Origin of the sequence: Janthinobacterium sp. SUN033 (genome assembly GCF_030397595.1) — a bacterium.
Lineage (GTDB): Bacteria > Pseudomonadota > Gammaproteobacteria > Burkholderiales > Burkholderiaceae_D > Janthinobacterium > Janthinobacterium kumbetense.
The window spans coordinates 939,218-958,019 of the sequence record NZ_JAPQNV010000002.1 but is presented as its reverse complement, the minus strand read 5'-3'; the positions used below and the strand labels follow the sequence as shown (position 1 = coordinate 958,019).

Below are 18,802 nucleotides of genomic sequence, written 5' to 3'. Positions count from 1 at the left end.
CGAAGACAATTCGCCCCGAAAGGGGGCAGCAGACGATAACGGTGGAACGATGAGGAGGGAAGTGGCGGCGAGAGAATACTGCCGCTGATAAAACCGCACCTTGCCATGGGCAGGGCGGGCGGAATGCGCGCGTCTTGCCTAAGGCCGATCGCCGATGGTCAATCGACTACTGTCACTGGAACAAGCACCCACGAGTCACTCCATATCATTGATAACGGGGACAGTCTAGCCAGTGGGGCTGCTTTGGTCAACTGAAGCTCTCTTCAGGAAGCCGCCGCGTCGTCCCCGCCAATGCGGGGACGGTGAAGGCGACCGGTCAATCAGTGGGCGTGTGCTTTGCCGTCGTCGGCGGAGTCGGCGTGCTCGCCGCTGCCGCCGAAAAAGCGCGCGGCGCGCTTGCCCAGGCTGTCGAGGTAGGTGTAGGCGACGGGCACCACCACCAAGGTCAACAGGGTCGAGGTGATCACGCCGCCGATGACGGCGCGGCCCATCGGCGCCTGCGATTCGCCGCCGTCGCCCATGCCGATGGCCATCGGCAGCATGCCGAAGACCATGGCCAGTGTCGTCATCAGGATGGGGCGCAAGCGCACTTGCCCCGCTTCCATCAGCGCCTCGAACTGGCCCAGGCCTTCGCGCTGGCGCTGGTTGGTGAAGTCCACCAGCAAGATCGCGTTCTTGGTCACCAGGCCCATCAGCATGATGAAGCCGATCACGGAGAAAATGTTCAGGGTGCTGCCCGTAATGAGCAGGGCGGCCAGCACGCCGATCAGCGACAGCGGCAGGGACACCATGATGGCGATCGGCTGCAAAAAGCTGCCGAACTGCGACGCCAGCACCAGGTAGATGAAGATCACGGCGATCCCCAGCGCCATCATGGCGCCGCCCATGGTTTCGGCCATCTGCTGCGCATTGCCGGCCACGTCGAAGCGCACGCCGGGCGGCAGGTCGATGGACTTGATGGCTTTCTGCACGTCGGCGTCGACGTCGCCTGCAGGGCGGCCCTGCGTGCCTGCATAGATGGCCACCCGGCGCTGCAAGGCCTGGCGCTTCAGCACCTGCGGGCTTGATGACGGCACGAAGTCGACCACCTGGCGCAGCGGGATCATGACGGGCTTGCCGTTCGCATCGAGCTTGCTCGAGGCCAGCGACAGGTCGGCCAGGTCGGCCACCTTTTGCCGGCCCGACTTGGGCAACTGCACGTTGACGTCGTAGTTTTGCCCGTCGCCGGCTAACCAGTGGCTGACCGTGTCGCCCGCCACGAACGGCCGCAGGGCGTTGCCGATCTGCTGCACCGACAAACCCAGGTCGCTGGCCAGTTCGTTATTGATCTTCACGGTGGTCGACGGATTGGCGCCTTCCTGGCTGTATTCCATGTCGGCCAGGCCCTTGATGCCGCGCATCTTGTCCATCAGGGTATGCGCCACCGCATCGAGCTTGCCTTCGTCCGTGCCGAGGATGGCGATGAAGATGGGGCGCTGGCCGACGGACAGGGTGATGCCGGCGATCGGCGCCAGGCGTTCGCGGATCAGCTTTTCCAGCTCCTGCTGCGAGCGGCGCTTGTGCTTCTTGATGTCCGTCAGCTTCAGGTTCACCTCGGCCGTGTTGCGCCCGTCCTGCGTACCGATATTGGCCACCAGGCTGTCGATTTCTGGGAATTCCTTCAGGGCCGTTTCGATCTGGCGCACCTTGGTATCCGTGTATTCGAGGCTGGAGCCGACGGGCGTCTTGAAGCGCAGGTTGACCCAGCCCTGGTCCGTTTCCGGGAACATCTCGCCGCCGATCATCGGCACGAGCATCAGGCTGCCTGCGAACAGGGCGACGGCCGTGGCCAGGGTCGTCTTGCGCCAGCGCAAAGCGACAGCCAGCACCTTGCCATACCATACATGCAGGCGGTCAATGCCCGTCTCGATCCAGGCCATGAAGCGGCCCAGCCACGGCGCGTACTTGAAGCGGTCCTTGACGGGGTCGCGCCAGACGGACGACAGCATGGGGTCGAGCGTGAAGCTGACGAACAGGGAGACGAGAACGGCGACGGCTACGGTGATGCCGAACTGCAGGAAGAAGCGGCCGATGATGCCGTCCATGAAGGCGACGGGGACGAATACGGCGACGATGGCGAAGGTGGTGGCCATCACGGCCAGGCCGATTTCATTGGTGCCGTCGTTGGCCGCCTTGTAGTGGTTCTTGCCCATGCCCAGGTGGCGCACGATGTTTTCGCGCACGACGATGGCGTCATCGATCAACAGGCCGATGCACAGCGACAGCGCCATCAAGGTGAGGAAGTTCAGGGTGAAGCCGAAGGCCTTCATGGCGATGAAGCTGGCCAGCACGGAAATCGGCAGGGTCAAGCCCGTGATGATGGTCGAGCGCCACGAATGCAGGAACAGGAAGACGATCACCATGGTCAGCACGGCGCCTTCGATGATGGTGCGCTTGACGTTATCGAGCTGGCTTTGCACGCGCTCCGATTCGTCGTCCAGCACGCGCAGGGTGATATCGGGCGGCAGGGTCTTTTTCAGGTCCGCCGCCACTTTCAGGATGCCGGTGCCCACTTCGACCACGTTGGCGTCCTGCACCTTGGTGATTTCCATCGTCACGGCCTGCTGGCCGTTCATGCGCGAGATCGACAGTTCTTCCTGCTCGCCGTCGACGACGGTGGCCACCTGGTCCAGGTAGACGGGGCCGACGGCGCGGCGCGCGACGATGATCTTGCCGAATTCGCGCGCATCCTTGATCTTGCCTTCCACGCGCACCAGCTGTTCGGCCGCGCCATGGCTGATGGAGCCGGCCGGCAAATTGGTATTCGTGGCCTGGATGGCGCGGATCACTTCATCGACGCCGATGCCCTGGGCATTGAGTTCGATCGGCTTCATGCTGATAAGGATCTGGCGCGCGCGCAGGCCGCGCAGCTTGACTTGCCCCACGCCGGCCACGCCCTGGAAGCGCTTGCTGATGATCTGCTCCGTCATGGTCGACAGCGAACGCAGGTCATGCCCGGTGGAGGTCAGCACGATGGTGGCGATGGGGCGCTCGTTGTCGCCTTCTGCGCGGGCGATGAACGGGTCCTTGGCTTCTTTCGGGAAGCGGGGGCGCACCAGGGCCACCTTGTCGCGCAAGTCCTGCATGGCCTTGTCCATGTTCGTCGACAGCTCGAATTCCAGGTAGACGCCGGCGCGTCCTTCCCACGAGTTGGCGCGGATGGTCTTGATGCCGCTGACGGTGTTGACGGCGTCCTCGATGGGACGCGTGATGTCGTTTTCCACGGCTTCGGGCGAGGCGCCCGGATAGTTCACTTCAATGGCGGCGAACGGGAACTGCACGCTGGGCATGCTTTCCACGCCCAGACCCCGGTAGGAGAAGATGCCCAGCACCACCAGCGCCACCATGACCATGGTGGCGAAGACGGGGTTCTGGATACTGACTTTGGTCATCCACATGGCTTAATCCTTCCGAGCCAGCACGGCTGCCGGCGCGGCAGGGACGGCGGCCGGTGCGGCGAAAGTCACGCCATGGCCCGGCTTGACGCCATCGAGCCTGGCGATGATGACTTTCGCGCCCGGCACCAGGCCGGATTTGACTTCCGCATAGCCTTCATCCTCGTTGCGCAGCCCCAAGGTGACGGGCTGGGCGACCACCTTGTTGTTCACCAGCGCGTACACGACGGGGCCCTGCTTTTCGTTGCGCACGGCCGTCAGGGGCACCAGCGGCGCCACGTTTGACCGTTCGGTGACGATGCTGCCCTTGGCGAACATGCCGCCGCGCAGCGCGCCGTCGCCATTGTCGACGGCGATGTAGACCAGCATGGCGCGCGAACCGCTCTCGGTGGTGGGGTTGATGCGCGTGACCTTGCCGGCGAAGTCGCGCGCGCCGAAGCCGTCGACCTTGAAGTGCACGTCCTGGCCCAGCTTGATGCGGGGGATTTCCGCGCTGGGCACGGGCGCTTCCAGGGTCAGCTGGGCCAGGTTGACGATGGTGTAGACGGGCATGTCGGGCGAGACTTTTTCCCCGGCCTGCAGGTGGCGCTTGCTGACGATGCCGGCCATCGGCGCGCGGATCACCGCATCGGCCAGCGCGATGCGGGCGATATCGACCATGGCGGCGGCGGACTTGACGTTGGCGCGCGCCAGGTCGACCGAGTTTTGCGTCGTGTCGTACGCCGTCTGCGAGATGTATTTTTGCTTGAGCAAGGCCTGGCTGTTCGCTTCATTCTTGCTGGCCATCGACAAGCGCGCCTGCGCTTCGTCGAGCATGGCTTGCTGCTGCGTCAGGCGGGCGCGCAGGTCGGCCGCATCCAGGCGCACGAGGATTTGCCCATTCGCCACTTGCTGGCCTTCCTGCAAGGTCGTTTCCTGGATCACGCCGGAAACCTTGGCCTTGATGGTGGCCTGGGTCACGGGCGCCAGCGAGCCGGACAGGGGCAAGCTGATGCTGAGCGCGCGCGCCGCGATGGCGGCCACGTCGCCTTGCGCCAGTTCGTGCACGGGCGTCTTGGCCTGCTCCTTCTTCTTGCTCGCTTGCAGTTCGGCCGCCTTGGCGGCTTGTTGCTTCGATTGCATCACCGTCCAGCCGCCGCCGGCCAGGCCCAGCACGACCAGGATCAGCACGGGGGTGCGCCAGCGCCGGCGGCGCGTGGCTGCAAGGGGAGAGGCGGGGGGCAGGGTCTCGTTTTTCATAGGTATTTTTGGTCAGGAGCGGCGCAGGGGTTCGGCGCCAGGTCTCGGTGCGGACCCGGCCTGTCGCTGGCCGGGGGAATTCGGGTAGCGCATCACCGTGGCGGCCGCAGACAACACGCCTGCCGCTGCAGCCGTTCACGGCGATGCGCATGTTGCCACTTTAGGAAGAATCCAGCCCGGCCGCCATCGCCGTGCGACAGATTGCACAAAATCGGGGCTGGAATGCAAAAAACGGCGACCAAAGACACTGCCGGCATCGACGCCTTGCGCGTCACGATGCTTGCGCATCCTCAAGAAGCCGATTCGCCGGCGCGCAAGAATGGGGGGGATGGTTGCGCCACCGGACAGGCCATTCGCCCGCCGGTTGCCGTGCGGCCGCGCCACGGGGGGCTGATGTCTGAACGGATTGCCGGGGCCGCCCCGTCGCCGGGCCGTTTGCTGGCCGCTGCCGAACCGCAGGCGGGAGCGGCCGGCAAGGCGCTCGATCTGCTGGCCATCATCGTTGCCGCCGTCGAGCAGGCACCGGGCCTGGCCGTGCGCGGCATCGACCGCGATGGCATCGTGCGCTACTGGAGCTTGGGTGCGGCGCGCCTGTATGGCGTCACGGCCGAGCTGGCGCTGGGCCAGCCGTGGGCCAGGGTGGCCGCCTCGCTGCCGGATGCCACCCTGGCCGAGGAGGTTGCCGGCGAACTGGCGGCCGTGTGGGACAGCGGCAAGGCGCGCAGCACGCGCCTGTGGAAGCTCGGCGCCGATGGGGCCGCGCCGCGTTGCATCTGTTCCACCGTGTTTCCTGTCATCCAGTCCGGGCGAGTGCGGCAAGTGGTCTGCATCGACGTCGACATCACGGCCAGCGGCCAGGATGGCGCCGCGCAGGGCGCCTTGTTGCTGATGGGCGACAATTTCCGCCAGTTGTACGAGAAATCCGCCGATGCCATCCTGCTGCTGCGTGACGAGCATATCGCCGACGCCAATCCGGCCGCCATCGTCCTGTTTCAATGCGAGGACCGGCCACGGCTGCTGGGGCGCCGCCTCAGCGATTTTTCGCCCTTGCGCCAGCCCGATGGCGAATTGTCAGCGTTGCGCGGCACGCAACTGGCGGGGCAGGCCCACGCGGACGGCAATTGCCGCTACGACTGGCGCTACCAGACCTGCGCGGGCGAGCTGTTCTGGGGCGAAGTGCTGCTCACTTCCGTCACGCTCGACCACACCTATCTGTTTTACGCCGTGATCCGGGATATTTCCTCGCGCAAACTTGCCGAGCGCGCCCTGTACCTGTCGGCGCAGGTGGTCGAGCATGCGCGCGAAGCCATCGTCGTGCTCGATCCGCAGCAGCGCGTGGTCAGCATGAATCCCGCGTACAGCGAGATCAGCGGCTACAGCCTGGACGACATGCTGGGCAAGCCCTTCGTCCTGCACGGCGCGGAGCCGGACGCGCCGGCGTTTTTCGACCACGTGTGGGACGAAGTCGGGGACAACGGATATTGGCAAGGCGATATCGTGGGCCAGCGCAAGGCGGGCGGGCGCTACCCGGCCTGGCTGTCGCTGACGGCCATCCGCGATTCGCAGGGGCAATTGAGCAATTATCTGGCCATCCTCAGCGATATCAGCGAGCGCAAGAAAAACGAGGAGCACACGCGCCACCTGGCCGAGCACGATTTCCTCACCGACCTGCCGAACCGGGTGCTGTTGCTGGACCGGCTGTCGCTGGCGCTGGCGGCCGCGCGGCGCAAGCTGAGCATGCTGGCCATTTTGTACCTGGACCTCGACCACTTCAAGCACATCAACGACAGCATGGGCCACCACGTGGGCGACTTGCTGCTCAAGGAAGTGGCGCGGCGCCTGGTGCGCTGCGTGCGCGGCGTCGATACGGTCAGCCGGCATGGCGGCGACGAGTTTGTCATCATCCTGGCCGAGGTGGGCGGCATCGACCAGGTGGCCCACGTGGCGTCCAGCTTGCTGCATGCCGTCACGCAGCCCTATCAGCTGGGCGAATACGAATTGCATGTGTCCACCTCGATCGGCGTGGCCATCTTTCCCAGCGATGGCGACAGCATCGATAGCCTCGTGCATAACGCCGACATCGCCATGTATCACGCCAAGGAAAGCGGGCGTAACAATTTCCAGTTTTTCAATGCCGAGATGAATGCGCAGATCGTCGAGCGGGCCAGCCTGGAGCAAGGCTTGCGCGAGGCGCTGGGTCGCGAGGAATTCGTGCTGGAATTCCAGCCTGCGCTCGATGTCGCCAGCGGGCAGATCGTCGGCGCCGAAGCGCTGTTGCGCTGGCGCCACCCGCAACTGGGCGTGCTGCCGCCCGAGCGCTTCATCGCCGTGGCCGAGGAATGCGGCTTGATGGTGTCGATAGGCAACTGGGTGCTGCGCCACGCCTGCCTGCGCGCGCGTGCCTGGCACGACGCGGGCCATGCCTGGCGCGTGGCCGTGAATCTGTCGCCGGCGCAATGCCTGCACAATAACTTGTTGCTAAGCGTGCAAGAGGCGCTGGCCGTGTCGGGCTTGCCTGCCGGCTGCCTGGAACTGGAAGTGACGGAGTCCTTGCTGATGAAGGGCGGTGCGCGCCTGGCCGGCGTGCTGGCGCAACTGCGCGCGCTGGGCGCCAGGCTGGCCATCGACGACTTCGGCACCGGCTATTCGCGCCTGGCCAATCTGCGCCATTACCCGGTGGATAAACTCAAGATCGACCCCTCGTTCCTGCCCGCCGCGGCGGACGGCGCGGCGGGCGAGTCCGACACGGCCGTGGCCGCCACCATCATCGCCATGGCGCGCGAGCTGCAATTGACGGTGATCGCCGAAGGCGTGGAGACGGCGCAGCAACTGGCGTATCTGCGGGGGCAGGGCTGCCAGCAATACCAGGGGCGCTATGCCAGCGCGCAAGTGGAGGGCAGCGCGCTGGCGAAGTTGCTTAATTAGCAGCTGAGTTAGTCAATATTTCCCAGCAGCTTGATGCGTGCCAGCACCTGGCCATGGTCGGAGGCGTGCCGCAAGCCCAGCAGCAGATGGTCGTTGAGATAAGTCACTTCCTGCAGCACGCCGATGGCGCGCGGCGAGGCTGGATGAAAATGTTCGGAAACGAGGATGTGGTCGATCGTCATGTAGGCGCTGTCGTGGATATTCGTGTAGCCCACGTGGCGCAGGGCGTCCTGGCGCTGCTGGATGGCGTTGGCGTCGTACAGGCGTTCGCGCATCTCGGCACCCGCTTCGCACGGCGCGCCCGCCCCCATGACGATGGCCGTGGTGACGGCATTGGCGATGTCGTTGAAGTCGCCCAGCACGATGCGGGGACGGCCGCTGTGGCCCAGTTCGCTTGCCAGCACGCGCAGGGCCACGGCTTCCGCGCCGCGCCGCTGCAGCGAGCGCAGGTTGGCCAGCGCGTAGGCGGTGGCATCGTTGCCGTCGCCATGGCGGTAGTCGGGGCGGCGCGATTTCAAATGCACCACGACCACGTCCGTGAGTTGTCCGCCAGGCAAGATGACCTGGACATGCAGCGGCGCGCGGGCGAAGCGGCCAGCATCGTCTTCGGCAGGCACGCTCACGCCGGCGGGGAAATTTGCCCAGGCAACACCGGCGCCGGCCAGCGGCAGCCGCGACACGAGCGCCACCGTGGGCAGCATGCGTCCGGCGGCATCGATGGCATCGTAGCCGGCCAGGGTGGCTGCGCGGTAATGGCGCGTGCGCGACAGCACGTCGCGCAGGGCCGCTTGCGAGAAAATTTCCTGGAAACCGATCACGTCGGCGTCGAGCAGGTCGATTTGCCGCGCCGTCCATTCCGCCTTGGCTTCGTATTGCGCCGGGCTCAACGGTTCCAGGTTGTCATACAATTTCGCCCCGGCGGGGGCAAGGTTGCAGACATTGAATGTGGCAAAGCGGATTTCTTCCTGCATAATTAGCACTCCTCACTGAACGATCAGCGTATCACGCATGGCTAAAAAAGAGCATATTTCCGAAACCCAGGCGACGCAGTTGCTGCGCAAGCATCAAGTTTCCTTCGAAGAACATCCGTATCCTTACGAGGAGCACGGCGGCACCAGCGTCTCGGCGCGCGAATTGAACGTGCCCGAACACGCGGTGATCAAGACCCTGGTGATGCAGGACGAGGCGGCCAAGCCGATGATCGTGCTCATGCATGGCGATTGCAAGGTGTCGACCAAGAATCTGGCGCGTGGCATCGGCTGCAAGTCCGTCGAGCCGTGCAAGCCCGAAGTGGCGCAGCGCCATTCCGGCTACATGATCGGCGGCACCTCGCCCTTCGGCACGAAGAAGGCCATGCCCGTGTACGTGGAGCAATCCATCCTGGCGCTCGAGCGCATCTATATCAATGGCGGGCGGCGCGGTTTCCTCGTCTCGCTGGCGCCGCAGGTGCTCGTTGATTTGTTGCAAGCCAAACCGGTGCAGTGCGCCTTGCAGGATTAAGAGAGCAAGAAAGCGGGGCTCCGCCCTGTCCCTGGACGGGGCGCTGGTGTATATTCTGCTGCGCCAGCCTCGATGCTGGTGCAATAAACACAATAAAGGGAAGAAATGAATCCAGTAATCACAACCGTGGCAATGACAGTGGCCGCTTACTTGCTCGGCTCGATATCGTTTGCCGTGGTGATGAGCAAGGTCTATGGCATTGCCGATCCGCGCACCTATGGCTCGAAAAATCCGGGCGCCACCAACGTGCTGCGTAGCGGCAACAAGGGCGCCGCCATCATGACCCTGCTGGGCGATGGCGCCAAGGGCTGGCTGGCCGTGTTCCTGGCCGACCATTTTGCCAGCGCGCTGGGCGTGGGCGACACGGCCGTGGCCCTGGTCGCCATCGCCGTCTTCCTCGGCCATTTGTGGCCCGTGTTCTTCCGCTTCGTCGGCGGCAAGGGCGTGGCCACGGCCCTCGGCGTGTTGCTGGGCATCAATCCCTGGCTGGGCCTGGCGACCCTGGCCACCTGGCTGATCATTGCCTATGCCTTCCGCTATTCCTCGCTGGCAGCCCTGGTGGCGGCCCTGTTTGCGCCGTTTTACTATGGCTTGCTGTTCGGCGTCGATCCCATCTTGCTGGCCGTCATCGTCATGAGCGTGCTGCTCGCTTACCGCCACAGCCAGAACATCGCGAACTTGCTCTCTGGCAAGGAAAGCAAGATCGGCGGCAAAAAGGATGGGGCCAAGGCGCCCGCCAAGAAAAAGTAAGCGCTTGATTTCCCGCGGGCCGCACGCATATGCTGTGCTTGCGGCGCCGCGCGGTGCGGCCGCCACCGACTCGCGCAAAGGCTGCCCACCATGAGTTCCACTCCCGCCACACCTACCCCCATCCGTATCGATTTCGTTTCCGACGTTTCCTGCCCCTGGTGCGTGGTCGGCCTGAAATCGCTGGAGCAAGCGCTGGACACGCTGCAAGGCACCGTCCAGGCCGACATCCACTTCCAGCCCTTCGAGCTGAACGCCAACATGCCGCCCGAAGGCGAGGATGTCGGCGAACACATCGCCCGCAAATACGGCTCCACCCCGGAACAGATGGCGCAGTCGCGCGAAGCCATCCGCGCGCGCGGCGAACAGCTGGGCTTTACCTTTGCCATGGACAAGCGCGGCCGCATCTACAACACGTTTGACGCGCACCGTCTGCTGCACTGGGCCGGACTGGAAGGGCGCCAGAAGGCATTGAAAATGGCGCTGTTCGATGCGTATTTCACGCAGGGACAGGATCCGTCCTCGCACGCGGTGCTGCTGGCCGTGGCCGGCAAGGTGGGGCTCGATGGCGTGAAAGCGGCCGAGGTGCTGGCCTCCGGCGCGTATGCGGACGAGGTGCGCGCGCAGGAACAGTTCTACCAGCAGAACGGCATCAATTCGGTGCCCGCCGTCATCATCAACGAGCGTCACCTGATTTCCGGCGGCCAACCTCCCGAAGTGTTCGAACAAGCCTTGCGCCAGATCATCGCCGGCGCTTGAGCGGGGCGCCAATGGCGCGCGCCATGGCGGACTTTTTGCGCTACACTCGGCGCAGAAGGAGGATAGTCAAATGCCAACAGCCAGCTGGAATGGCGCCGTCATCGCGCAAGCCACCGATGCGCAGGTGCAAGTCGTTGAAAACAATGTATATTTTCCTTTAGCTACCGTGACGCAGGAATACCTGCGTCCCAGCAGCCACACGAGCATCTGCCCATGGAAGGGCACGGCCAGCTATTACGACCTCGTCGTCGATGGCGCCGTCAATGCCAACGCGGCCTGGTATTACCCCCAGCCCAAGGATGCCGCCAAGCAAATTGCCGGCCACGTCGCCTTCTGGCGCGGCGTCAGCGTCGAGCGCTGACGCTTTCTTACGACCAATCAACCTGAAAGCAGACGATGGATTTACGCCTCGCCGTGTACCAACTCGCCTCGGACTATGCGCTCGATGCCCAACAAACCCGGCAGTTGCAGGAAGTGGCCGGCTTCCAGCGCGAACCGGCGCGCCTGGCCTACTGGCTGCCGCGTGGCGTGGCCGTGCTGGGCGCCGTGCTGCTGGGCATGGGCTTGATCTGCTGGGTGGCCGCCAACTGGGAAGACCTGGGCCGCATGGGCCGCTTTGCCCTGCTGCAAGGCGTGCTGGCCGCCGCCTGCGTGGGCGCGTTTGCCGTGCCGAAAGCGCGCGTGCCCTTGCTGCTGCTGGCCTTGCTGGCCATCGGCGGCCTGTTCGCGTATTTCGGCCAAACGTACCAGACGGGCGCCGATCCGTGGCAGCTGTTCGCCCTGTGGGCCGCGCTGGCCTTGCCCCTGTGTCTGGTGGCGCGCAGCGACGTGCTGTGGACGCCGTGGATGCTGATACTGTCGACGGCCGCCACCCTGTGGATGCAGGCGCATGCGCACAACAGCTGGCGCGTCGATTCGGCCGATCTGCCCATTTTCATCGGCGGCTGGCTGGCCGTGCTGGCTGGCTGTGCGTTCGTCTCGCCCCTGCTGGCGCGCTGGACGGGCGCGGGCAACTGGGCCTTGCGTCTGGGCCTGGTGCTGGCCACCTTCCTCATCACGGGCACGGCCGTCAGCGCCCTGTTCGGCAGCGAGATCGAATCGCCGTACTGGGCCGGTCTCGGCTTGCTGGCCGTCGCCGGCGTCCTGCTGGCCACGCGCCAGTTCTTTGACGTGTTCGGCCTGAGCGCCGTCGCGCTGGGCCTGAACACCTTGCTGGTGTGGGGACTGGGGCACGTGCTGTTCCATGGCGGCGGCAATGGCGATGGCATCGGCAGGCTGGTGATGCTGGGCTTGTTCGCGGCCGTGCTGCTGGCGCTCACCGTGCAAGGCATTTTGTGGCGCACGCGCCGGGAGGCGGCATGAGCCATATCAATAGTCAGCGAGCCGATGCGCTCGCCACCCTGATCGACGACGCCACGCGCGCCGGCCTGTTGCCGTCCGGCGCCGCCCGTCCCGTGCAGGATGTGCGGCCGTGGCCGCTGGTGCTGATGACGGCCCTCGGCGCCTGGCTGGCCGCCATCCCCCTGGTCCTGGCGCTGGGCGCGGGCCTGGAAAGCGTCGTGCGCCACGGCCCCGGCGCGTATGTCGTGGCCGCCATCGTGCTGGTGGTGGCCGTGCTGCTGATCCGCACGCGCGGCGTGGCGTTGTTTGTCGAGCAACTGGCCGTGCCATGCCTGCTGGTGGGCGGCAGCCTGCTCGGCTATGCCCTGTTCCGCGACTACGCCACGCAGACGGCGTCGCTGCTGATGTGCCTGGCGTGCCTGCTGACGGCCGCCGCCCTGCCGCGCGACTGGCTGCGCGTGCTGCTGGGACTGGTCGCCTGCGGCTTGCTGGGGCTGGGCATCATCGATAGCACGCGCGACTGGATTTTCGAGAACGACCCCACGCAGCTGTACAGCGCCTGGATGCTGGCCCTGGCACTCTGGCTGGGCGCCCACTGGCTGCAAAAGCAGGCGTTCAACGATGGCCGCGGCGCGTCCATCGCTGCCTTTCTGGAATCGCTGTCGACGGGGTGGGTCCTGGCAATCTTGCTGGGGCTGGTCTTCTGGTCCGGCATGACCTTCATGCTGGGCGGCGCGCTGGGCGGCGGTATTGTCGGCGACGTGGCGCGCGAAGCGACCCGGCACCAGGCCGTTGCCTGGTATGCGCAAGTGTTGAATGGGGTGTCCCTCGTGCTGGCAACGGCGGCGGCCGCCTGGGCGGGATGGCGCTGGCCGGCGCTGCGCCAGTTGCCCGCCATCGGCGTGGCGCTGGTGCTGATCGTGCTGGCGTGGTTCATGCCGGCGCTGGGGCCCGTGCTGCTGATCCTTGCGTATTGTTTGACGAGCGGGCGTTCGCGCGTGGCCGTGGCGGCCGCGCTGGCGGCGGCGTGGATACTCGGCAGCTTTTATTATCAGCTGGCCTGGCCGCTGGCCAGCAAGGCGGCGCTGCTGGCCATGGCCGGCGCGCTGCTGTGCGCCCTGTCGTGGCTGGCCACGCGGAGCGCCGTGCTGCACCTGGTGGAAAGCAAGCCGGCGGGCGTGGTGCTTGAGCACCGCGCCGCGCGCCTGGGCGTGCTGGGGGGCTTGCTGCTGGTGTTGCTGGTCGCCAATGGCGGCATTTGGCAAAAAGAGCAGCTGATTGCCAAAGGGCAAGCGATCTTTGTGGCGCTGGAACCCGTCGATCCCCGTTCGCTGATGCAGGGCGACTACATGCGCCTCAATTTCGTCAACCTGGGCGTCCTGTCCACCCTGGCCAGCGTGGACAGGACGCCTGGCCGGCCCCTTGTGGTGGCGATGCGCGATGCGCGCGGCGTGGCGGAATTGCTGCGCCCGTACACCCAAGAGGCGCTGGCGCCCGGCGAATTCCTGCTCGAACTGACGCCGAAGGATGGGAACTGGGTGCTCGTCAGCGATGCCTGGTTCTTCAAGGAAGGCGACGCGGCGCGCTGGGAAAAGGCCCGCTATGGCGAATTCCGCGTGCTGCCCGACGGCCGCGCCTTGCTGGTGGGCATGCGTGGCCCGGAGCTGGAGAAGCTGTAGCTTTGTCGCGCAGGCAGTCGTGCAAGAGCACGCCAGGGCGGGCATCCTGTAAAATTGCCCTATGGATAATATTACGCATTCGGTCATCGGCCTCGGGGTCGGCGAACTGGTACACCGCAGCCTGCCGCCCGAGCCGCAGGCCCCCGCACAGCGCACCCGGCGCGCGCTGTTTTTATTTTCGGCATGGTTTGCCAGCAACGCGCCCGACCTCGACCTGGTGCTGACCAGGCTGTTGCCGCGCCCGTTCGGCTACATGTTGCACCACCGCGGCCACACGCACACCTTGCTGCTGGCCTTGCCGCAGGCGCTGCTGTTGCTGGCCTTGCTGTGGCTGCTGTGGCCCGGCGCGCGCCGGCTGCTGAAAAGCAGCGTACCCGCCCGCATCGGCCTGGCCGCTTGCCTGCTGCTGGGCTTTTGCTTGCACATGGGCATGGATTTCCTCAATTCCTATGGCTTGCACCCGTTCTATCCGTTTGACAGCCGCTGGCTGTATGGCGACATGGTCTTCATCGTCGAGCCCATGTTCTGGGTGCTGCTGGGCGTGCCCGTGATCATGTCCTTGCACTACGGCATCGTCAAAAGCGTGCTGCTGGCGGGGTTGACGGCGGCCCTGTGTTTCTTCACCTATAAAACCTATCTGGCGCCCGCTTCGCTGCTCATCCTGCTGGGGCTGGGCGTGGTCCTGGCCGTGCTGCAGGGGCGGGCCGGCGAGCGGGGGCGCGGACCGCTGCTGCTGGCCTTCGCGCTGGCCGCCACGTTCATCGGCACGCAGGGCGTGGCGTCGGCCCTCGGCCGTGCGCGCATCGAGGCGGCCGTGCAGCGCCTCGATCCCGGCACGCGCGTGTGGGATGTGGCGATGACGGCGTTTCCCAGCAACCCGCTGTGCTGGATCTATGTCTCGCTCGACAGCAAGACGGACGTGTACACCCTGCGGCGCGGCACCCTGAGCCTGCTGCCTGATGCGCTGGCGCCCGCTGCCTGCCCTGCCGGCCTGGTGGAAACGGGTAAGCAAGGCCAGCAACTGGCGCCCGGCATCGCCGTGTCGGCCAAGGCGGAGGGCAGCCTGGCCGCCTTGCGTGCCTTGCAGGAAGACAATTGCTATGTCGACGCCTGGTTCCGCTTTGCCCGCATGCCCAGGTTGAATGCGGACAAGCTGACGGACGTGCGCTTCAACCCCGGCATGCTGCCCAATTTCACGACCGTCGAACTGCAGCAGTTCCGCAACCGGCCGTGTCCCGCCTACGTGCCGGGCTGGGGCCGCCCCCGCGCGGACATGCTGGCGCCGCCGCAAGCGGTACGTCCGTAGCGAATTTGTTGCCTTGTGGCAAAATATCGTGTGTGCACTTACTTCGCCATGGCCGCGCATGCGACACGACCAATTCAGCATGAATGATATTTAGTTAGGATTATTTTGGAAGAGCAACACGCCTTACCGTATTTGCGGGAAACCCTGCTGTTTCTCGCCCTGGCCGGGATTTTTATTCCGTTATTGCAACGCCTGAAGGTCAACCAGGTCCTCGGTTTCCTGGCCGTGGGCGCCCTGTTCGGCCCGTTCGGCTTCGGCCTGTGGGCGGGCGACTTCACGTGGCTGACGTATTTCTCGTTCGTGCGTGCCGAGCAGGTCAGCGGCCTGGCCGAGCTGGGCGTGATGTTTCTGATGTTTATGATCGGCCTGGAACTGTCGACGGAACGGCTGTGGGCGCTGCGGCGCTGGGTATTTGGCGCGGGCGTGGGGCAGGTGGCCGTCAGTGCCTGCCTGATCGGCGGCGTCGCGTATTACTTTGGCCTGTCGCTGGAAGCGTCCATCGTGCTGGGCCTGGTGTTGTCGCTGTCGTCCACGGCCGTCGTGATGCAATTGCTGACCGACCAGCGCTCGCTGCAGACGCCGGCCGGCCAGGCGGGTTTTTCCATTTTGATGTTCCAGGATTTGATGGTGGTGCCGCTGTTCATCCTGATCGACGTGTTCGCCAGCGGGCGCAGCGACGACCTCGCGTATCTGCTCAGCTTTGCGGCCGTGAAATCGGCCGGCGCCATCCTGCTGATCTATCTGCTGGGGCGCCGCGTGATTCGTCCGCTGTTCCAGTTTTTCGTCAAGAAACGCCAGCCCGACGTGTTCATGGCCTTGACCCTGCTCAGCACCCTGGGCATCGCGGGCTTGACCTACCTGGCGGGCCTGTCGATGGCGCTGGGCGCCTTGCTGGCCGGCCTGCTGCTGGCGGAAACGGAATTTCGCCACGAAGTGGAAGTGACGATCGAGCCCTTCAAGGGTTTGCTGATGGGCTTGTTCTTCATGTCCGTGGGCATGCAGATCGACGTGCGCGAAATCCTCAAGTCGCCGGTCTTGATACCGTTGGCCGTGCTGAGCCTGTTCGCGCTGAAAACCCTGGTCATCAGCGTGATTTTCCGCATCGGCGGCTTCCACTGGGGGCGTGCCGTGGAAACGGGCGTGCTGCTGGGGCAGGGCGGCGAATTTGCCTTCATCGTCGTCGCGTATGCGCTGGGTACCAAGCTGATCGGCCCGCAGGTGGCGCAGTTCGTCATGCTCGTGGTGGGCCTGAGCCTGTTTGCCACGCCGGCGCTGGCCAAGGCGGCGCGCGCTTTCGGCAACTGGTGGGAGCAGCGCCACCACCATCAGCTGGCCGACCTGGCGCACGGCGCGCCGCCGCCGCAGGGCAGCACCGTCATCATCGCCGGGTTTGGCCGGGTGGGGCAGTTGCTGGCCAAGGTGCTGACGGAGCAGGATATCGCGTATGTGGCGATTGAAAACGATGCGCGCCTGGTGACGACCCTGCATCCGCGCGGCTTCCCCGTGTATTTCGGCGATGCGTCGCGCGCGGAATTGTTGCAAAAGGTCAATGCGGACCGGGCTGCCGCCGTGGTGCTGACGATGGACCATGCGGCGTCCGTGCTGCATGCCGTGAAATCGATCCGCCGCGAATATCCGCAGCTGCCCGTGTATGCGCGGGCGCGCGACGAGGCGCATGCCGTGGCCCTGATACAGGCGGGCGCCACCCTGGTCGTGCCCGAGGCGCTGGAATCGGCGCTGCAGCTGACGGCCACCGTGCTGCACACGGTGGGCCTGTCGGAAGCGCGCACGGCGGACATCGTGCAAGCCGAGCGCGACCGGCGCAATGCCGTGCTGCTGGCGAAAAAGCTGTCGTAGTGTTGTTGTAGTGAAACCTGTAGCGCAACCGTGCGTGTCGCCGTGCTTTGTCAATTATCTATACAATAATAGTATATGAGCACATTACCCACATGAAAGCCGCGACGAAGAGCGGAGCGGCGCCCTTGACGCCGCAGCAACTGGCGGCGCAGGAAACGCAGCAGAAATATGGCAAGCCCGAGCGGGGCTGGCGCGAGCAGGTGTACACCGTCATTTTCGAGGCGGAAACGCGCACGGGCCGCGCCTTCGATTTGCTGCTGATCGCCGCCATCCTGATCAGCGTGACGGTGGTCGTGCTCAGCAGTGTCGCCTCCGTGGCCGAGCGCTATGGCACCTGGCTGACGGCGCTGGAATGGTTTTTCACCATTTTATTTACCATCGAATATTTCGCCCGCCTGTCTTGCCTGCAGCATCCGGTGCGCTATGCCAAGAGTTTTTTCGGCATTATCGATTTGCTGGCCATCGTGCCGACCTACATCGGCTTGCTGCTGCCGGGCGCGCATGTGCTGATCGACGTGCGCATTTTGCGCCTGCTGCGCATGTTCCGTATCCTCAAGCTCACGTCGTATGTGCATGAATACACGGTGCTGGGGCGGGCCTTGCTGGCCAGCCGGCGCAAAATCCTCATTTTCTTGTCTTTTGTCATGATGGTGGTCTTTCTGTTGGGTACTGTGATGTACGTGGTGGAAGGACCGGAGAACGGTTACAGCAGCATCCCCACGTCGATTTACTGGGCCATCAGCACCATGACCACCGTGGGTTTCGGCGATATCACGCCGAGGACCGACATCGGGCGCACCATCGCTTCCCTGATGATGTTGCTCGGCTGGGGCATCTTGGCAGTGCCTACCGGCATTATCAGCGCGGAAATGACGGTGCAGCGCAGTTCCAAGCTGGTCACCACGCGTACCTGCCCCACGTGCCTGAAGGAAGGGCTCGATGACGATGCCAGTTTCTGCAAGAACTGCGGTGTTGCATTGCCGCCGCTGGCACGTGATTAATTCATAACTATATTTACTTTGTTAAGGCCAACATGATTCCAGTTCGCCTGATCGCGACGGGCAAGGCCGTGCCGTCGCAGAGTGTGACTTCCGCCAGCCTGGACCTGACTTTGGGCCATCCGGCTGGCTATACCCTGCGCAAGAGCGGCGTGCTGTCGCGCTTTGTCGCCGCGCCCGATGAATCGCAAAGCCAGCTGGGCGCCGCCGCCCTGCTCGACGCGCTGAAGAATGCCAGCCTGCGTCCGGCCGACATCGACTTGTTGATCTGCGCCAACGGCGTGCCCGAGCAAGCGTTGCCGAATACGGCTTGCTTCGTGGCCGAACATGCGGGATTGCCGCCAGGCACGCAAAGCTTCGACGTCAACGCCAGCTGCCTCAGCTTCATGGCCGCCTTCCGCGTGGCCGCGTCCATGCTGGCGGGCAGCGCCTACCGGCGCATCGCAATCGTTTCGTCCGACCTCGCCTCGCGCGGCGTCGACTGGAGCGAGCCGGAAGCGTCGATGATCTTTGGCGACGGCGCCGCCGCCGTCATCGTCGAGCGCGGCGATGGCAGCGTCGGCATCCGCGCCTACAAGATGGGCACGTATCCGGAAGGGCGGCGCTACTGCGAAATCCGTGGCGGCGGCACCGAGCGCAACCCGCGCAATGGCTGCGAGCCGGGCGACTACCTGTTCCGCATGGATGGCAAGGCCGTGTTCCGCCTGGCCGTCAAGGTGATGCCGGATTTCCTGACGGAACTAATGCAGGAATCGGGCGCGGGACTGGAAAAAGTCGATGTGGTCGTGCCGCACCAGGCCAGCCCGCTGGGGCTCGCGCATGCGGCGCGCATCCTCGACGTTCCCGATGCTAAAATCATCAAGATCTTTGAAACGCATGGCAACCAGGTGGCCGCGTCCTTGCCCACCGCCCTGCACGAGGCGGTGATGACGGGGCGGGCCGTGGCAGGCCAGCGTTTGCTGATGATGGGCACGGCCGCGGGCCTGACCATCGGCGGCATGATTCTTGACCTGTGAA

Annotated in this window: 14 protein-coding genes; 11 read left to right on the top strand and 3 right to left on the bottom strand. The window is 65.0% G+C overall.

Annotated elements, in window-relative coordinates; translation table 11 throughout:
- Nucleotides 1-320: 320 nt before the first annotated feature.
- Together OX460_RS12830 and OX460_RS12825 are read right to left on the bottom strand one after the other, a co-directional pair.
- The gene (locus OX460_RS12830) at nucleotides 321-3,437 is read right to left on the bottom strand and encodes an efflux RND transporter permease subunit (RefSeq protein WP_289898862.1); all 3,117 of its coding nucleotides are present in this window, start codon (nucleotides 3,435-3,437) and stop codon (nucleotides 321-323) included.
- 3 nt (nucleotides 3,438-3,440) lie between these two features.
- Nucleotides 3,441-4,673 (bottom strand): efflux RND transporter periplasmic adaptor subunit, encoded by a 1,233-nt coding sequence (locus OX460_RS12825; RefSeq protein ID WP_289898861.1) that lies wholly within the window; start codon nucleotides 4,671-4,673, stop codon nucleotides 3,441-3,443.
- A gap of 393 nt (nucleotides 4,674-5,066) precedes the next feature.
- Between OX460_RS12825 and OX460_RS12820 the strand changes: the two genes are divergently transcribed.
- Nucleotides 5,067-7,598 (top strand): EAL domain-containing protein, encoded by a 2,532-nt coding sequence (locus OX460_RS12820; protein ID WP_289898860.1) that lies wholly within the window; start codon nucleotides 5,067-5,069, stop codon nucleotides 7,596-7,598.
- Nucleotides 7,599-7,606: 8 nt separating this feature from the next.
- Here the strand turns inward: OX460_RS12820 and OX460_RS12815 are convergent, their stop codons facing one another.
- A complete protein-coding gene (locus OX460_RS12815; protein ID WP_099666615.1) occupies nucleotides 7,607-8,569 on the bottom strand; it encodes an endonuclease/exonuclease/phosphatase family protein in 963 nt (320 codons plus the stop codon).
- A gap of 37 nt (nucleotides 8,570-8,606) precedes the next feature.
- Between OX460_RS12815 and ybaK the strand changes: the two genes are divergently transcribed.
- The 10 genes from ybaK (at nucleotide 8,607) to OX460_RS12765 (ending at nucleotide 18,801) form a co-directional block, all read left to right on the top strand.
- Entirely contained in the window at nucleotides 8,607-9,098 is a 492-nt protein-coding gene (gene ybaK, locus OX460_RS12810) for a Cys-tRNA(Pro) deacylase (protein ID WP_251351753.1), read from the top strand.
- Nucleotides 9,099-9,203: 105 nt separating this feature from the next.
- Entirely contained in the window at nucleotides 9,204-9,848 is a 645-nt protein-coding gene (gene plsY, locus OX460_RS12805; protein ID WP_230539942.1) for a glycerol-3-phosphate 1-O-acyltransferase PlsY, read from the top strand.
- A gap of 90 nt (nucleotides 9,849-9,938) precedes the next feature.
- The gene (locus OX460_RS12800; protein ID WP_289898859.1) at nucleotides 9,939-10,604 is read left to right on the top strand and encodes a DsbA family oxidoreductase; all 666 of its coding nucleotides are present in this window, start codon (nucleotides 9,939-9,941) and stop codon (nucleotides 10,602-10,604) included.
- A 70-nt stretch (nucleotides 10,605-10,674) separates the two neighbouring features.
- Nucleotides 10,675-10,965 (top strand): DUF427 domain-containing protein, encoded by a 291-nt coding sequence (locus OX460_RS12795; RefSeq protein WP_099666619.1) that lies wholly within the window; start codon nucleotides 10,675-10,677, stop codon nucleotides 10,963-10,965.
- A gap of 35 nt (nucleotides 10,966-11,000) precedes the next feature.
- Entirely contained in the window at nucleotides 11,001-11,966 is a 966-nt protein-coding gene (locus OX460_RS12790) for a DUF2157 domain-containing protein (RefSeq protein WP_289898858.1), read from the top strand.
- On the top strand, nucleotides 11,963-13,624 hold the full coding sequence (locus OX460_RS12785) for a GDYXXLXY domain-containing protein (RefSeq protein WP_289898857.1): 1,662 nt from the start codon (nucleotides 11,963-11,965) through the stop codon (nucleotides 13,622-13,624). The genes OX460_RS12790 and OX460_RS12785 overlap by 4 nt, the downstream gene beginning before the upstream one ends.
- 61 nt (nucleotides 13,625-13,685) lie before the next feature.
- The gene (locus tag OX460_RS12780; RefSeq protein ID WP_289898856.1) at nucleotides 13,686-14,930 is read left to right on the top strand and encodes a metal-dependent hydrolase; all 1,245 of its coding nucleotides are present in this window, start codon (nucleotides 13,686-13,688) and stop codon (nucleotides 14,928-14,930) included.
- Nucleotides 14,931-15,035: 105 nt separating this feature from the next.
- Complete coding sequence (locus OX460_RS12775) at nucleotides 15,036-16,787, top strand: cation:proton antiporter (RefSeq protein WP_099666623.1); 1,752 nt, start codon at nucleotides 15,036-15,038, stop codon at nucleotides 16,785-16,787.
- A 92-nt stretch (nucleotides 16,788-16,879) separates the two neighbouring features.
- On the top strand, nucleotides 16,880-17,788 hold the full coding sequence (locus tag OX460_RS12770) for an ion transporter (RefSeq protein WP_099666624.1): 909 nt from the start codon (nucleotides 16,880-16,882) through the stop codon (nucleotides 17,786-17,788).
- A gap of 32 nt (nucleotides 17,789-17,820) precedes the next feature.
- Entirely contained in the window at nucleotides 17,821-18,801 is a 981-nt protein-coding gene (locus OX460_RS12765; RefSeq protein WP_289898855.1) for a 3-oxoacyl-[acyl-carrier-protein] synthase III C-terminal domain-containing protein, read from the top strand.
- The last annotated feature ends 1 nt before the right edge of the window (nucleotide 18,802 follow it).

Coding starts and splice junctions, on each gene's coding strand:
- OX460_RS12830 (WP_289898862.1), bottom strand. CDS start 3,437: ATGTGGATGACCAAAGTCAGTATCCAGAACCCCGTCTTCGCCACCATG.
- OX460_RS12825 (WP_289898861.1), bottom strand. CDS start 4,673: ATGAAAAACGAGACCCTGCCCCCCGCCTCTCCCCTTGCAGCCACGCGC.
- OX460_RS12820 (WP_289898860.1), top strand. CDS start 5,067: ATGTCTGAACGGATTGCCGGGGCCGCCCCGTCGCCGGGCCGTTTGCTG.
- OX460_RS12815 (WP_099666615.1), bottom strand. CDS start 8,569: ATGCAGGAAGAAATCCGCTTTGCCACATTCAATGTCTGCAACCTTGCC.
- ybaK (WP_251351753.1), top strand. CDS start 8,607: ATGGCTAAAAAAGAGCATATTTCCGAAACCCAGGCGACGCAGTTGCTG.
- plsY (WP_230539942.1), top strand. CDS start 9,204: ATGAATCCAGTAATCACAACCGTGGCAATGACAGTGGCCGCTTACTTG.
- OX460_RS12800 (WP_289898859.1), top strand. CDS start 9,939: ATGAGTTCCACTCCCGCCACACCTACCCCCATCCGTATCGATTTCGTT.
- OX460_RS12795 (WP_099666619.1), top strand. CDS start 10,675: ATGCCAACAGCCAGCTGGAATGGCGCCGTCATCGCGCAAGCCACCGAT.
- OX460_RS12790 (WP_289898858.1), top strand. CDS start 11,001: ATGGATTTACGCCTCGCCGTGTACCAACTCGCCTCGGACTATGCGCTC.
- OX460_RS12785 (WP_289898857.1), top strand. CDS start 11,963: ATGAGCCATATCAATAGTCAGCGAGCCGATGCGCTCGCCACCCTGATC.
- OX460_RS12780 (WP_289898856.1), top strand. CDS start 13,686: ATGGATAATATTACGCATTCGGTCATCGGCCTCGGGGTCGGCGAACTG.
- OX460_RS12770 (WP_099666624.1), top strand. CDS start 16,880: ATGAAAGCCGCGACGAAGAGCGGAGCGGCGCCCTTGACGCCGCAGCAA.
- OX460_RS12765 (WP_289898855.1), top strand. CDS start 17,821: ATGATTCCAGTTCGCCTGATCGCGACGGGCAAGGCCGTGCCGTCGCAG.